The following is a 13,876-nucleotide window of genomic DNA, read 5'->3' as shown; positions in this document are numbered from 1 at the left end:
CTCCTGCGTTGAGTTGTTGGACAGATGTCGGGATAGAGGCCGAGATCTGTCCAACAAGTCGTCAGGCGAGTCGGCGAAGCCCTCCGACGTGGCCCAGGTCACACCAGCCAGAACCTTGATCGAATCCGTTCGCGACACCCCTAGGGTCGCGGCTGACGCCAGCCGTGCTGGGAGTAGGGTGCTGATCGCTGGAACGACCTCCTGGGCCGACACGCGCCGAGGGTCACGTGAGGGAGAAAGGCGTCGAAGTGGGTTCGAACGCTGGCGACCGCCCGCCGCGCCTGAAGGGTTCGCGGCGAGCTCTCCTGGCGCTCGCGGGTACCGCACTGCTCGTCCTCAGCGGTTGCTCGAGAGACGAAGTGGTACGCCTGGGACTGCCGGAGCCGGCAACTGACCGGGCCGGGCACACGCTGAGCTTGTGGCAGGGCGCGTGGATCGCCGCTCTTGCCGTCGGTGTCGTGGTCTGGGGCCTGATCATCTGGGCGGTCATCGCCTACCGGAAGAAGTCCGATCGGATTCCGCCGCAGTTCCGCGAGCACCTGCCCATCGAGGCGCTGTACTTCGGCATCCCGCTGATCATGGTCGCCGTGCTGTTCTTCTTCACCGCGCGCGACCAGACCGCGATCCTCAAGATGGACACGCAGAACCCGCCGGAGCACGTCCTCGACGTCGTCGGGCAGCAGTGGAGCTGGACGTTCAACTACCGCGCCAACGGCGAGCTGCCGGAGGAAGCGGTCTGGGAGACCGGCACGCCGGAGCACCTGCCGACGCTGTACCTCCCGGTGAACGAGCCCGTCCAGGTACGCCTCAGCACCCCGGACGTCATCCACTCCTTCTTCGTGCCCGCGTTCCTGTTCAAGATGGACGTGATCCCGGGCAAGGTGAACACCTACGAGTTCACCGCGACGAAGGAAGGCGAGTTCGCGGGCAAGTGCGCGGAGCTGTGTGGCTACCAGCACGCGCGGATGCTGTTCACCGTGCACGTGGTGTCGCGGGTGGAGTACGACGCGCACCTGCAGGAGCTGCGCTCGGCGGGCCAGACCGGCCTGGCGGAGGGCAGCGACACCTCCAGGGAGCAGGTCGGAGTCGACGCGGACGCGGAGGGTGAAGCCCGATGACAATCCTCAGTGACCGCCCAGGCGCCGGAGGGGCAGGCGCAGCCACCGAAGCGCTGCCTGCCCGCAAGCGCCGCATCGGAACGATCGTCGTCAACTGGCTGACCACCACCGACCACAAGGTGATCGGTCACCTCTACCTGATGACTTCGTTCGGGTTCTTCATCATCGGCGGCATCATGGCGCTGATCATGCGGAGCGAGCTCGCTCAGCCCGGCATGCAGGTTCTCGGCGCCCAGAAGGGTGAGGAGATCTTCAACCAGCTCTTCACCATGCACGGCACGATCATGCTGCTGCTGTTCGCGACGCCGCTGTTCGTCGGGTTCGCGAACGTGATCATGCCGCTGCAGATCGGCTCGCCCGACGTCGCGTTCCCACGCCTGAACATGTTCAGCTACTGGCTGTTCCTGTTCGGCGGCCTCATCGTGCTGTCCGGCTTCCTCACCCCGGGCGGCGCGGCCGACTTCGGCTGGACCGCGTACACCCCGCTGTCGGATGGCGTACGTTCACCAGGCGTCGGCGGCGACCTGTGGGTGATGGGCCTCTACCTCGCCGGTCTGGGCACGATCCTCGGTGGCGTCAACTTCGTCACCACGATCTTCTGCATGCGGGCGCCCGGCATGACGATGTTCCGGATGCCGATCTTCACCTGGAACGTGCTGGTGACCAGCATCCTGGTGCTCGTCGCGTTCCCGATCCTCGCCGGCGCGCTGCTGATGCTCGAGGCGGACCGCCGGCTCGGCGCCCACATCTTCGACCCGGCGAACGGGGGAGCGCTGCTCTGGCAGCACCTGTTCTGGTTCTTCGGGCACCCAGAGGTCTACATCATCGCGTTACCGTTCTTCGGCATCATCACCGAGATCCTGCCGGTGTTCAGCCGCAAGCCGCTGTTCGGCTACACCGGCATGGTGCTCGCGACGCTCTCGATCGCGGCGCTGTCGCTCGCGGTGTGGGCCCACCACATGTTCGTCACGGGGAGCGTCAACTTACCGTTCTTCTCGTTCATGACGTTCCTCATCGCGGTGCCTACCGGTGTGAAGTTCTTCAACTGGATAGGCACGATGTGGCGAGGGTCGTTGACGTTCGAGACCCCGATGCTGTGGTCGATCGGCTTCCTCGTCACGTTCCTGTTCGGCGGGCTGACCGGCATCATCCTCGCGTCGCCGCCATTGGACTTCCACGTCTCCGACACGTACTTCGTCGTCGCGCACTTCCACTACGTGGTGTTCGGCACGGTCGTGTTCGCGATGTTCGCCGGGTTCTACTTCTGGTGGCCGAAGATGACCGGCCGGATGCTCGACGAGACGCTAGGCAAGATCCACTTCTGGACGTTGTTCATCGGCTTCCACACCACGTTCCTCATCCAGCACTGGCTTGGCGCCGAGGGCATGCCCCGACGGATCGCCGACTACCAGGTGGAGGACGGCTACACGACGCTCAACACGGTCTCGACGATCGGCGCGTTCCTGCTGGGCATGTCCACGTTGCCGTTCATCCTGAACGTGGTCCGCTCGTGGCGTACGCCCAAGGTCGAGGTCGACGACCCGTGGGGTTGGGGCCGGTCGCTGGAATGGGCGACGTCCAGCCCACCGCCACGGCACAACTTCACCTCGATGCCGCGGATCCGGTCCGAGAGCCCGGCGTTCGACCTCCGGCATCCGGAGATCGCGCTGCTGGAGCTCGAGGACGCGGCCCAGCCTGACATCGACGTACCCGACCGGGCAGGCAAGCGCGAGGTCGCACAGGAGAACCTCGCCGAGAAGGAGGACCGGTCGTGAAGGTCGAAGGCCTGATCTTCGCTATCCTGGCGGCGTTCCTGGTGATCGTGACGCCGGTGTACTGGTTCATGTCGAAGGACCCGACCGGTACGAGCGCGCTGGTCCTCACGTTCGGGCTGGCCACGCTGGTGACGTTCTACGCGTTCATCACCGCGCGCCGGATCCAGCCGCGGCCGGAGGACCAGAAGGACGCCGAGATCGAGGAGGGCGCCGGCGAGATCGGGTTCTTCAGCCCGCACAGCTGGTGGCCGCTGTTCACCGCCCTGTCGTTCGCCGTGACCGTGCTCGGCATCGTGTTCGGCTGGTGGCTGTTCCTGATCGGCGCCGCGTTCGGCATCGTGACCCTGCTCGGCTTCGTGTTCGAGTACTACCGAGGCGCCCACGCGCACTGAGCCGCGGAAACGTGCCGCTACGCCTTACTGTCGGTGACAACCGGTAGGCTAGGTGAGTTCATGGGGAATGACGTGCAACTTCTCTCCGAGTCAAGGCGTCGTTCTTACATGTAGGGCACATCAAGCGCTCGGATGCAGGGAGAGTCGAATGTTGGTGCGGGGGGCATCGCCCGCCACGCGGGGTCTCGTGGGTTTGCTCGCGGCCATCGCCGCGGGTGCGATGCTGTTGGCCGGATGTTCCGGGGGGAACGGGTCTCCGATCGCCTCGGGTACGTCGGGACCGACGCAGGGGGCCGGGGGCAGCAGCGGTTCGGAAGACGGTGGCGAGCAGGAGGAGCCTTCCGAGGCTCCGCCGCAGCCCAAGCCGAGCCCGAAGGCGAAGATCGAGATCAAGCCGGCGACCGGAGCGTCCGAAGTCGAGCTCGACACGCCCGTCACGGTCAGTGTGATCGGCGGAGAGCTGACCAAGGTCAGCGTCAAGGACGCCAAGGGTGAGACGCTCGCTGGTCAGCTCAACCCGACCAAGAGCACCTGGACGTCCACCGACGGACTGTCCGAGGAGGCCACGTACCAGGTCGCGGCGACCGCTGTCGACGCGGAGGGGCTGGCGACCTCGGCGTCGAACTCGTTCACCACGATGGACGTCTCCAAGAGCGACGTGCTCGAGACCAACATCGAGCCGGACGGCCAGACCGTCGGCGTCGGGATGCCGATCGTGATCAAGTTCAGCGACGACGTCGAGAACAAGGCGGGCGTCGAGAAGAAGCTCAAGGTCGTGACGTCCAAGCCGGTCGAGGGCGCTTGGCGCTGGTTCGGCGACGAGGAAGTGCACTGGCGGCCGAAGTCGTACTGGCCGGCGTTCACCGACGTCTCCGTGCACGTCGACCTCAAGGGCGTGCCGTCCGGTGAGGGCGACTGGGGCATCAAGAACAAGGTCAAGCACTTCAGCATCGGCCGCTCGGTGATCCACAAGGTCAACCTGAGCGACCACCACCTGCGGTCGTACGTCAACGGCAAGCTCGCCAAGACCATCCCGGTCAGCGGCGGCAAGGCCGGCTGGCGGACCCGGGTGGGGACGAAGATCATCCTGCAGAAGCGGACCAACCTGCACTTCACCGACGAGCAGATCGACGCCGACGACAACTACGACCTGACCGCCGCGTACGGCGTGCGGGTGACGTGGAGCGGCGAGTTCCTGCACAGCGCCGACTGGTCCCGCGCCAACCACGGCGTGCGGAACGGTTCGCACGGCTGCGTGGGCATGTCGACGAAGAACTCCCGCTGGATCTACAACAACTCCCTCGTCGGCGACCCTGTCGAGGTCGTGGGTGGCGGCGGCAGCCAGATGCCGGTCTGGGGTAACGGGCTCGGCGACTGGAACATGTCGTGGAACAAGTGGCAGCAGGCCAAGGCCAGCTGAGGCTTGAGCTAGCTCTCGCTCGAAGGTGACGAGGCCCTGGGTGCGGATCCCGCACCCAGGGCCTCGTGCTGTCTGACGGTCAGTCCAGCAGGGCCATGCACTCGCCGCTGCCGACCCACTTGTGCGACGTGATCCGGTTGTCCACCCCATAGCCGTTGTGGAACCGCTCGTCCCGCAGATCGTCCGCGTACAGCTCGTCCGGGTAGAGGCAAGCGTGCCCACCCCGGTGGTTGACGTCCTCGTAGAAGTTCACAATGTCCCGCCCGCCCAGGAAGCCGCGGTTCATCAGCGACGAGGCCCGGTCGTTCGCGCCACCCCACCAGGTGCTGTTCCCCGCCGTAGCGATGATCGCGCCGCCGCCGCAGTCCCGGGCGTCCCAGGCGTACACAAAACCGTTCCGTGGCCCCCACTTGCTGTTGCAGACCGGCCCGGCCTGCGCTGCCGTCGCGGGGACGACGAGGCTCAGCGCGGCGAGCCCGAGGACCGCTGCGGTGGCGATGCCCTTGTGCATGATGGTCTCCCTTCGGTTGGCGTTCACGAACGTTCCGGAACGATGCGCACCGCCCGGTCGTAGGCGCGCTGAGCGAGCCGCCGCTGGGCGTCCACCTCCGACCCGTACCGGGGCCGCAGGCGGTCCTGGAAGGAGCGCTCGCGCGCAGCGGTCGCCTGACGCAGAGACATCGAGCGCGCGCACGAAGCGTCCGCCACAGCGATCTCCCGTTCGGCGGCGAACGACAGCGCCAGCGCGCCGTCCCGCGCCGCAGGCGGGTCCGCGTACGGGTGCCCCGCCCCACGCATGCAGCGCGACCAAGCGCCGAGAGCCGCGGTGAGCTGACGGTCCTTCATCAGCTCCTCGCCGTACAGCGACGGCAGGCCCTCGGCGACCTTGCGGGTACGGAACCACTCGTCCGGATCGCCATAGAGCTTGCGCTCGGCCTCCTCCGTACACCCACCGAGGCGCTTGCGGATCTCCCCGCCGGCCGGCAGCCGAGTGGTGAGGATGCGCGCCTGGTCGCCACCGTCGAGGGCGGTGTCGAACGCGGTACGCCGAGCCTCCGGCAGGCTCTCCCGGTACGCGCCGTTGGGATTGCGCGCACGGTAGCGCTCGTACTTCGCGTCGATCCGGCTGCCGTACCCGTACGTCCGCGCCCACTCGACGTCGTCCCGCACGTAGCCCACCGGACGGCTCTCTCGGAGCGTCAGGACCCTGTCCTCCCAGTACTCGAAGCCGTGCCGGTTCATGCACTGCCGGACCAGATGCTGCAGGGCGTCGCCGACGCGCAGCTCCTGCTGCCACGTCAACGGCTGCGGAGGCGGGGCCGGGACCGGAGTCGGTGCAGACCTCGCGACCGCATCGGCACCACCGCAGCCAGTCGCGACGGCAGCGGTGGCCACCAAGACCGCGCACCAAGACCTGAACCCTCGTCGCATAACGGGCCCCAGTAGATCAATTCGCGCTGGCGCGACTCTGGCGGCGCGGCCCGCGCCAGTTCAGGACGGTAGTTGACCTGAAGAGGGGGAATCGTGGCGCGCATGACCACGACTCCCCAGCCGTTCCGCATCGACGTCCCACAGTCCGACCTCGACGAGCTCGCGTTCCGGCTGGAACGTACGCGCTGGCCGGACGAGCTTCCCGGCGTCGGCTGGTCGTACGGCGTCAGCAAGGCGTACCTGCGCGACCTGGCCGACTACTGGCGCACCGGATACGACTGGCGCGCACATGAGGCGAGGCTGAACGCGATCGAGCAGTACACGACGACGATCGACGGCCAGAACGTCCACTTCCTGCATGCCAGGTCGCCCGTCCCGGACGCGACGCCGCTGCTGATCACGCATGGGTGGCCGAGCACGGTGTACGACTTCCTCGAGCTCGTAGGTCCGTTGACCGACCCGGCCAGCCATGGTGGCGACCCCGCGGACGCGTTCCACATCGTCGCTCCCTCGCTGCCGGGCTTCGCGTTCTCCGGACCCACCACCGAGACCGGCTGGGGCATCAAACGGACCGCCCGCGCGTGGCTGGAGCTGATGACGCGGCTCGGGTACGAGCGGTTCGGCGCACAGGGCGGCGACTTCGGCTCGATCGTCTCTCCGGAGCTCGGCCGGATCGCCCCCGACCGGCTGATCGGCATCCATCTCAACGCGATCGCGAACGCCAGCACGCCGACCGACCCCGAGCGATCACGAACTGCTCAGCGAAGCGGACCTGGAGCTCGCACAGCAGCAGGAGTACGCCTGGATGGCTCGCGCCGGCTACGCGGCCGAGATGGGGACCAGGCCACAGACCATCGCGTACGCACTCAACGACTCCCCGGTCGGCCAGCTGGCGTGGAACCTCGAGTGGTTCGTGGACTACGACCCCACGACCACCAAGCAGACGCCGATCGACACGGACGCGATCCTCACCAACGTGACGATCTTCTGGCTCACCCAGACCGCCGGCTCCGCGGCGCGCATCTACCTCGAAGCGGGCGAGGCCTGGGGCGAACGTCCCGACCCGTCGCCCGTACCCACGGGCGTCGCCAACTTCCAAGGAGACGGGCCGATTCGCGCCCTCGTCGAGCGCTCCAACAACGTCACGCACTGGACGGAGTACGACCGCGGCGGCCACTTCGCCTCGCTGCAGGCGCCGGACCTGCTGGTCGACGACGTTCGCACGTTCTTCCGTGGCCTGCGGGTGGTTTCATAGGCGCGTGAGCCCAGCAAGGAGGTTCGAGGACAAGGCGGTGCCCGGCTCGGTGTACGAGCCGCGCAGCGCCGCGGCGCTCGGGCGGGAGTTCCCGTACCGGCTCGCGACCGTGTGCTACTTCGAGGTCCAGACCGACGGGACGGTCCTGTGGGGCGGCGGCCGCGAGTCGTACGACCGTGCGGTGGCCGGCGAGTCGAGGCTGTTCGCCGTCTGGCCGGGGGAGTGGTCCAGCCACCTGTTCCTGATCGACGACCTCGAGGTGTTCGCGCGGGCCGTCGGGATCGTGTACGACCCGAAGTGGACCGGCCTGGCCGAGCACCGGCACGAGGTCACCTGGAGCATCCGCGAGGAGCAGCCCAAGTCCCGCGGCGCGTACGTGACCGTCGACGTCCGGCTCGACTGCGGCTGCGAGATCCTCGAGCTCGACACGTTCGCCCAGCACCTGCGCGACCAACAGGGCTGGGAGGTCGCGACCTCGGGCGCCTGGGGCGGCAGCGGCGGAAAGCACCACGTACGTGTACGGCGGAAGAGCCTCGGCTCCTGAGCACGAAGAGAAACGGCCGGACACCGTGAGGGTGTCCGGCCGTTTCGCCGTCGTACGTGGGGGAGCGGTCAGTCGCCGCCACCGCGGGCGCCGGAGCCGACCTCGCGGCCGGAGGACTCCGACGAGCCGGACTCGAGCTCGCCGTGGCCGTTGCCCTCGTGCCCGTGTCCATGCGAACGGGCGATCTCGAGCTCCTTCGCCGTCGGCTTCTGCACGACGTCGCGGAAGTAGAACCGCGACACCCGCCGACGCAGCTTCGCGAGCATCCCACCGGGGGCCGCGACGCCGTTCGCGTCGACCTCCGGCTCGGAGACGGGGAGCTGCCGATCGTGCGCGACGAGCTCGTACGCCTCTTCGTTCGAGATCGGTTCGTGCACCTCGATGAACTCACCGTGCGGTAGCCGCATCACGATGCCCGTTTCTCGCCCGTGCAGCAGCTGATCTCGGTCGCGTCGCTGCAAGCCCACACAGATCCGTTTCGTGATCAGGAACGCGATCACCGGCCCGATGAAGACGAGTATTCGGAGCGCGATCGTGATGTGGTTGATCGCGATATGGAAGTGCGTCGCGATGATGTCGTTACCGCCACCGATCCACATCAGACCGTAGAACGTCATGCCAGCAACGCCGAACGCGGTCCGGGTCGGCACGTTCCGTGGCTTGTCGAGCAGGTGGTGGTCGCGCTTGTCCCCGGTCACCCATTGCTCGATGAACGGATACAGACCCGTCACGATCGCCAATAATCCGAGTAACCCGAGGCCGGGCAGCATCACGTTCCAACTGATCGTGAAGCCTAAGATGTTCGACTCCCAGTTGGGCATGATCCGCATGCCGCCCTCGACCCAGCCCATGTACCAGTCGGGCTGCGTGCCCGCCCCCACTTGCGTTGGGTTGTAGGGCCCGTAGATCCAGACCGGGTTGATCTGCAGCAGGCCACCCATCAGGGCGGTCACGCCGAAGGTGATGAAGAAGAAGCCGGTCTGCTTGGTCATGTACACCGGCACGAACGGGTAGCCGACGACATTCGCATTCGTCTTCCCGGCGCCCGGTTTCTGGGTGTGCTTGTGGTAGACGACCAGGAAGATGTGGAACGCGATCAAGCCGAGGATCAAGCCCGGGATCAGCAGGATGTGAATGCCGTAGATCCGTGGGATGAACGCGTCGCCGGGGAACTCACCGCCGAACGCCCAGAAGGACACGTACGTGCCTAAGACCGGGACCGAGCGGATCAGACCCTCGACGAACCGCAGACCCGTACCGGACAGCAGGTCGTCCGGCAGCGAGTAGCCGGTGAAGCCCTCGATCAGGCCGAGCTGCAGCAGGATCGTGCCGAGCAGCCAGTTGAGCTCGCGCGGCTTGCGGAACGCGCCGGTGAAGAACACCCGCAGCATGTGGATCGTCATCGACGCGATGAACAGCATCGCGGCCCAGTGGTGGATCTGCCGCATCAGCAGACCGCCGCGGACGTCGAACGAGATGTTCAGCGTGGACGCGAACGCCTCGGACATGTGCACGCCGACGAGCGGTCCGTACGAGCCGTCGTACACGACCTCCTGCATGCTCGGCTTGAACCAGAGCGTGAGGAACGTGCCCGACAGCAGCAGCACGATGAAGCTGAAGAGCGCGATCTCACCGAGCAGGAACGACCAGTTGTCGGGGAAGACCTTGCGGAAGACCGGCTTCGCGATCTTGGACAGACCGAGTCGGTCGTCCAGGAACCCGACCGGACCGGCGACGGGTTTGCTCATGAGATCAGCCCCGCTCCCAATAGCTAGGCCCGATGGGCTCCGTGAAGTCGCGCTGGGCGACCAGGTAACCCTCGGCATCGACCATGATCGGCAGCTGTGGCAGGTCGCGCGCCGCCGGCCCGAAGACGACCTTGCCGCTGTCGGACAGGTCGAACGTGGACTGGTGGCACGGGCACAGCAGGTGGTGGGTGACCCGCTCGTATAGGTTCGTCGGGCAACCCACGTGCGTGCAGATCTTCGAGTAGCACATGACCCCGCCGACGCTCCAGTTGCGGCGGTTGGGCATCGCGCGGATGTCGCCCTCTTCCATCCGGACGAGGATGACGGCGGCCTTCGCCTTCGCGGCGTGCTGCTCCGCGCCTTCCTTGAGCTCTTCGATGTTGGCGGGCAGCGCGTTGACCAGCTGGCCGAGCTTGATGTCCTCCGGCCGGACCGGCTTGTTGCTGACGTCGTTGACGATCCGTACGCCGCGCCGCCAGACCGTGTGCGCCGGCTTGTTGCCCGGCAGCGGACCGAGGTCGGCGAGCAGGATGACCACCGGCAGACCGAGTGCGGCCATCGCGCCGATGAGCGACCGGCGGAGCAGCTTGCGCCGGTCGAGCGCGCTCTCGACCGCGGCCCGCTTGAGGGTCTCGCCCGCCTCATCGCGGGATTCCGACGTGGTGCGGTCGAAGTGGCGGTCCTGAACGATCTCGTGGTCGCTCATCAGCTTGCGCGTCCAGTGGATGCACGCCGCGCCGATCAGCGTGAGCGCGCCACCGAGCGTGACGCCGAGCGCGAGGTTGGACGCGCCCAGGTTCAGGAACGAGCTGTGCCGGGGCACGATCAGGTAGAGCACGACGAACGCGATCACCAGGATCGTCGCGACCCCGAACATGCCGGCGATCTGGCGTTCTGCGCGGTCCGCGGCCTTCGGGTCGACGTCGGTGAGCCGCGGCTCGTGCGGCGGCAGACCGGGGTCGGCGACCGGATCCGCCAGCTCCTGCCCGGCCGCCGGCCGGTGCGCTACCTCGTGGGAACCGTGGTCACTCACTTCTTCACCCTCGCACCCCTGGCTGCGATCCAGACGGCGACCAGGACCAGCACGGCCAGGCCGATGAGCCAGGTCGCAAGCCCCTCTGTCACCGGTCCGAGTGAGCCGAGATCGAAGCCACCTTGGCTCGGTGCCGTGGTGATCTCCTCGACGTACCCGATCAGCTTCTTCTTCTCCTCCGGCGTCATGACCTCGTCGGAGAACACCGGCATCTGCTGCGGGCCGGTCAGCATCGCCTCGTACATGTGCCTCGGGTCGACACCGCCCAGCTTTGGCGCGTACTTGCCCCAGGGGAGCGCGCCGCCCTTGCCAGCCACGTTGTGGCAGGCGGTGCAGTTGGTACGGAACAGCTCACCGCCCTCGGCGATGTCCGCGTCGGAGAGGCCTTCGGGGTCGTACTGTTCCGGAGCCGGAACCGACGGACCAGGCCCGAGCGAGGCGACGTACGCCGCGATGGCGGCGATCTCCTCGTCGGTGAAGATGACCTTCTTGCGCGGCATCTGCGGGCCGGGCTGCTGCGCCGGCATCCGGCCGGTCCCGACCTGGAAGTCGACAGCCGCGGCACCGACGCCAATCAGCGACGGGGCCTCCTTGCTGCCCTCGGCGTTCAGGCCATGGCAGGACGTGCAGCTGACCGCGAAGAGCTTGCGCCCCTCCTCGATCTGCGTCGCCTGCGCGGCGGCGTCAGCCGCGGCCCTCTGCTGAGGCGCGATGACGGCGTACGTACCCCCGAGCACCACGAGGGCGAACAGCGTGACGACGACGCCGGCGAACCGGTGTCGTCGCCCTGCCGATAGCAGTCTCACCTGAACCTGCTTTCGTTTCTGGGATGCGGCCGGCGCCCTACTACTGAATGAGGTAGATGGTCGCGAACAGGCCGATCCACACGACATCGACGAAGTGCCAGTAGTAGGACACGACGATCGCCGTGACGGCCTGCTCGTGGGTGAACCGGCGCGCCATGAACGTCCGGCCCAAGACGATGAGGAACGCGAACAGCCCGCCGGTCACGTGCAGGCCGTGGAAGCCGGTCGCGAGATAGAAGATCGAGCCGTACGCGGACGACTGGATCGTGATGCCCTCGTGCACGAGCTCGGCGTACTCGTACGCCTGGCCGCCCACGAAGAACGCGCCCATGACGTACGTGAGGGTGAACCACTCGCGCAGTCCCCACTTCGCCGGGTTGAACACGCTCCCGATCCGCCCCACCTGCCCCCGCTCCGCGGCGAACACGCCCATCTGGCAGGTGACGGAGGAGAGCACCAGAATCGTGGTGTTGAACGAGGCGAACGGCAGATTGAGAATCGCCGTCGACTGTTCCCACAGCTCCGGCGAGACCGCCCGAATCGTGAAGTAGGCCGCGAACAAGGCGGCGAAGAACATCAGTTCGCTCGCCAGCCAAACGATCGTGCCCACGGAGACCATCGAGGGTCGCCCAGGATGCCCGTGGAAGCGCGCCGTCGGCTCTACGGTTGCAGTCGCCACGAGGCTCATTATGTCGGTCCCCTACAGCTCGTAGTGGGGGACCCCCGAACCCCGGCGCGCCGTCTTGGTTCCGGGCTCTGAACAGGGCGGTTGACGGGCTCGTGATCGCACTCACAAGACCTCTCACCTCCCACCCAGCGCGGTCTTCGGGGTGTGAGACCACGATTGCTCATTACCTATGACGAGGACAGAGGTCGGAACGTGACATCCGCCACTAGAACCGCGCCCGTTTGGTATGAGGGGCGTCCCTGTATCGAATAGATCGCTAGAGGGACGCCCTGATTCGAAACGAGGGGAGCGGACGGCCACCCCCGGCTTCATCCGCACGACAAGAGACCCGGGGCCTAACAAGTGACGCGAGCACGGCAGCAAACCTGAACGGCAAGGAACCTCCTCCGGGCACCCGTTCCCGGGGGTGGGGCGGCGCGTGAAAAGCAGGTGGCCGGGCCGCGGCGAGTCAAGGGCCGCAAAGTGGTCGCGAAGCGACGTCTCTCTCGGTCTGCGCGAAGCGCCCCCTGGGAGGCGCCCTTGACGCGCCCCGGACCGGCCACCAAAATCGACCGCCGCAACAGCCCACGCCAGCTCCCAGGCCCCGATGAGGCCTCATCCCGAGACCGGCATCCCGACAGCCCGCACCGCCAATGAGCTGCGCAAAGCAACTCGGGGAGCGTCATTCTCGCCCGCCAGTGTTTTAGCCGGAGCCGTCCGCGTCAAGGGCGCCACGGCGGCTTCGCCGGAGGGCGGCGTCGCTACGCGATCGCAAGCGACCCTTGACCCGAACGGCTCCGGCCAAAGAGCGGCGGGACGACGCCGACGCCCCACCTGGTCGACGCCACAGTCCCCCGCGCCTGGACCCTTGGATGAAGGTGCCCTTCATCCAAACCTCTCCACCCGCACCTGCCATCCGAGCCAGGCCCGGTGATCATGTACGTGATCATGAAGGCGCAACCGTCGCATAGACCGCTACGCCTTCACGATCACGTACATGATCACCAGCCACGCCACATCAACCCCACCCGCCACACCGCGGATTAGGGCGAAGACTATGCGCGCTATAGCGACCAAAAGTCTTCGCGCTATCCCGCCCGGCCCTGGCGAAGGCGAGCGGGTCCCCGGTCGGCAACCCCACCGCATCGATACGATCGTCTGCAGAGGCCCCCTAGCTCAGCCGGAGTGCGACCCGTGAGTGCTGATTCCGCCGCGTCGAACGAACGCTCGTTGCGCGTCCTCGTCTACTCCGACGACCGCACTACGCGGGACAAGGTGAAGTTCGGGATCGGCAAGCGGCCCGAACGGGACCTGCCGAACGTCGAGTTCGTCGAGTGCGCCACCCACCACGCTGTCATCCAGCAGCTCGACGACGGTGGCATCGACGTCGCCATCCTCGACGGCGAGGCCGTTCCTGCTGGTGGCATGGGGCTCGCGAGGCAGCTCAAGGACGAGATCTACCAGTGCCCGCCGATCCTCGTGCTGACCGGCCGCGTCCAGGATGCTTGGCTCGCCACCTGGTCCCGGGCCGAGGCGGTCGTGCCGCATCCGATCGACCCGATCGCGCTGGTGAAGGCGTTCGTCGGCCTCGCGCGCAGTCGCCGCGCGGCGCAGCCCGCCTCCTGAAGGTAAAGCCCGCACCAAAAGAAGTCCTTGACGCCCGGGGGTATAAACCGGTTTAGTGTCT

The 13,876-nt window shown here is 67.0% G+C and carries 13 protein-coding genes and 1 pseudogene; 8 read left to right on the top strand and 6 right to left on the bottom strand.

Going from position 1 to position 13,876, the window contains the following annotated elements:
* Positions 1–248 precede the first annotated feature (248 nt).
* The 4 genes from ctaC to JOD67_RS26690 all read left to right on the top strand — a co-directional run bounded on the left by ctaC (position 249) and on the right by JOD67_RS26690 (position 4,705).
* A complete protein-coding gene (gene ctaC, locus JOD67_RS26705; protein ID WP_307782564.1) occupies positions 249–1,118 on the top strand; it encodes an aa3-type cytochrome oxidase subunit II in 870 nt (289 codons plus the stop codon).
* Positions 1,115–2,893: an aa3-type cytochrome oxidase subunit I gene (ctaD, locus tag JOD67_RS26700; RefSeq protein WP_205120449.1), complete on the top strand. Its 1,779-nt coding sequence runs from the start codon at positions 1,115–1,117 to the stop codon at positions 2,891–2,893. The genes ctaC and ctaD overlap by 4 nt, the downstream gene beginning before the upstream one ends.
* A complete protein-coding gene (locus JOD67_RS26695) occupies positions 2,890–3,285 on the top strand; it encodes a cytochrome c oxidase subunit 4 (RefSeq protein WP_205120448.1) in 396 nt (131 codons plus the stop codon). The genes ctaD and JOD67_RS26695 overlap by 4 nt, the downstream gene beginning before the upstream one ends.
* Positions 3,286–3,472: 187 nt before the next feature.
* A complete protein-coding gene (locus JOD67_RS26690; protein ID WP_205120447.1) occupies positions 3,473–4,705 on the top strand; it encodes a L,D-transpeptidase family protein in 1,233 nt (410 codons plus the stop codon).
* 79 nt (positions 4,706–4,784) lie between these two features.
* On the opposite strand, the gene JOD67_RS26685 is transcribed toward JOD67_RS26690, so the two are convergent.
* Together JOD67_RS26685 and JOD67_RS26680 are read right to left on the bottom strand one after the other, a co-directional pair.
* Positions 4,785–5,216, bottom strand: a complete 432-nt coding sequence (locus tag JOD67_RS26685; protein ID WP_205120446.1) for a peptidase inhibitor family I36 protein — start codon at positions 5,214–5,216, stop codon at positions 4,785–4,787.
* A gap of 23 nt (positions 5,217–5,239) precedes the next feature.
* Entirely contained in the window at positions 5,240–6,103 is an 864-nt protein-coding gene (locus tag JOD67_RS26680; RefSeq protein WP_205120445.1) for a hypothetical protein, read from the bottom strand.
* 135 nt (positions 6,104–6,238) lie between these two features.
* On the opposite strand from JOD67_RS26680, the pseudogene JOD67_RS42460 reads away from it, so the two are divergent.
* The 3 genes and pseudogenes from JOD67_RS42460 to JOD67_RS26670 form a co-directional block, all read left to right on the top strand.
* Positions 6,239–6,799, top strand: a pseudogene (locus tag JOD67_RS42460) (epoxide hydrolase family protein); the annotation flags it as partial.
* Positions 6,800–6,941: 142 nt separating this feature from the next.
* On the top strand, positions 6,942–7,391 hold the full coding sequence (locus JOD67_RS42090) for a hypothetical protein (protein ID WP_307782771.1): 450 nt from the start codon (positions 6,942–6,944) through the stop codon (positions 7,389–7,391).
* 4 nt (positions 7,392–7,395) lie between these two features.
* Positions 7,396–7,935: a hypothetical protein gene (locus JOD67_RS26670; RefSeq protein ID WP_205120444.1), complete on the top strand. Its 540-nt coding sequence runs from the start codon at positions 7,396–7,398 to the stop codon at positions 7,933–7,935.
* A gap of 68 nt (positions 7,936–8,003) precedes the next feature.
* Here the strand turns inward: JOD67_RS26670 and qcrB are convergent, their stop codons facing one another.
* From qcrB to ctaE, 4 genes are read right to left on the bottom strand one after another with little or no spacing between them, the layout of a single operon-like run.
* Entirely contained in the window at positions 8,004–9,683 is a 1,680-nt protein-coding gene (gene qcrB, locus JOD67_RS26665; RefSeq protein ID WP_205120443.1) for a cytochrome bc1 complex cytochrome b subunit, read from the bottom strand.
* 4 nt (positions 9,684–9,687) lie between these two features.
* The gene (gene qcrA / locus JOD67_RS26660) at positions 9,688–10,716 is read right to left on the bottom strand and encodes a cytochrome bc1 complex Rieske iron-sulfur subunit (RefSeq protein ID WP_205120442.1); all 1,029 of its coding nucleotides are present in this window, start codon (positions 10,714–10,716) and stop codon (positions 9,688–9,690) included.
* A complete protein-coding gene (gene qcrC / locus JOD67_RS26655) occupies positions 10,713–11,522 on the bottom strand; it encodes a cytochrome bc1 complex diheme cytochrome c subunit (RefSeq protein WP_205120441.1) in 810 nt (269 codons plus the stop codon). Before qcrC ends, qcrA begins: the two co-directional genes overlap by 4 nt.
* Before the next feature lie 40 nt (positions 11,523–11,562).
* Complete coding sequence (ctaE, locus tag JOD67_RS26650; protein ID WP_205120440.1) at positions 11,563–12,210, bottom strand: aa3-type cytochrome oxidase subunit III; 648 nt, start codon at positions 12,208–12,210, stop codon at positions 11,563–11,565.
* Between the two features lie 1,173 nt (positions 12,211–13,383).
* Here ctaE and JOD67_RS26645 point away from each other — a divergent pair.
* Positions 13,384–13,815 carry a hypothetical protein gene (locus tag JOD67_RS26645; RefSeq protein WP_205120439.1) on the top strand — a complete coding sequence of 144 codons (432 nt, stop codon included), beginning with the start codon at positions 13,384–13,386 and terminating at the stop codon, positions 13,813–13,815.
* The last annotated feature ends 61 nt before the right edge of the window (positions 13,816–13,876 follow it).

Source organism: Tenggerimyces flavus (assembly GCF_016907715.1).
GTDB lineage: Bacteria > Actinomycetota > Actinomycetes > Propionibacteriales > Actinopolymorphaceae > Tenggerimyces > Tenggerimyces flavus.
The sequence above is the reverse complement of the archived record's forward strand: the minus strand, read 5'-3'. Positions and strand labels throughout refer to the sequence as shown.

Bases quoted from the DNA above. Each gene is read 5' to 3' on its own strand.
- ctaE (WP_205120440.1), bottom strand. From the start codon at position 12,210: ATGAGCCTCGTGGCGACTGCAACCGTAGAGCCGACGGCGCGCTTCCAC.
- JOD67_RS42090 (WP_307782771.1), top strand. From the start codon at position 6,942: ATGGCTCGCGCCGGCTACGCGGCCGAGATGGGGACCAGGCCACAGACC.
- ctaD (WP_205120449.1), top strand. From the start codon at position 1,115: ATGACAATCCTCAGTGACCGCCCAGGCGCCGGAGGGGCAGGCGCAGCC.
- qcrB (WP_205120443.1), bottom strand. From the start codon at position 9,683: ATGAGCAAACCCGTCGCCGGTCCGGTCGGGTTCCTGGACGACCGACTC.
- JOD67_RS26685 (WP_205120446.1), bottom strand. From the start codon at position 5,216: ATGCACAAGGGCATCGCCACCGCAGCGGTCCTCGGGCTCGCCGCGCTG.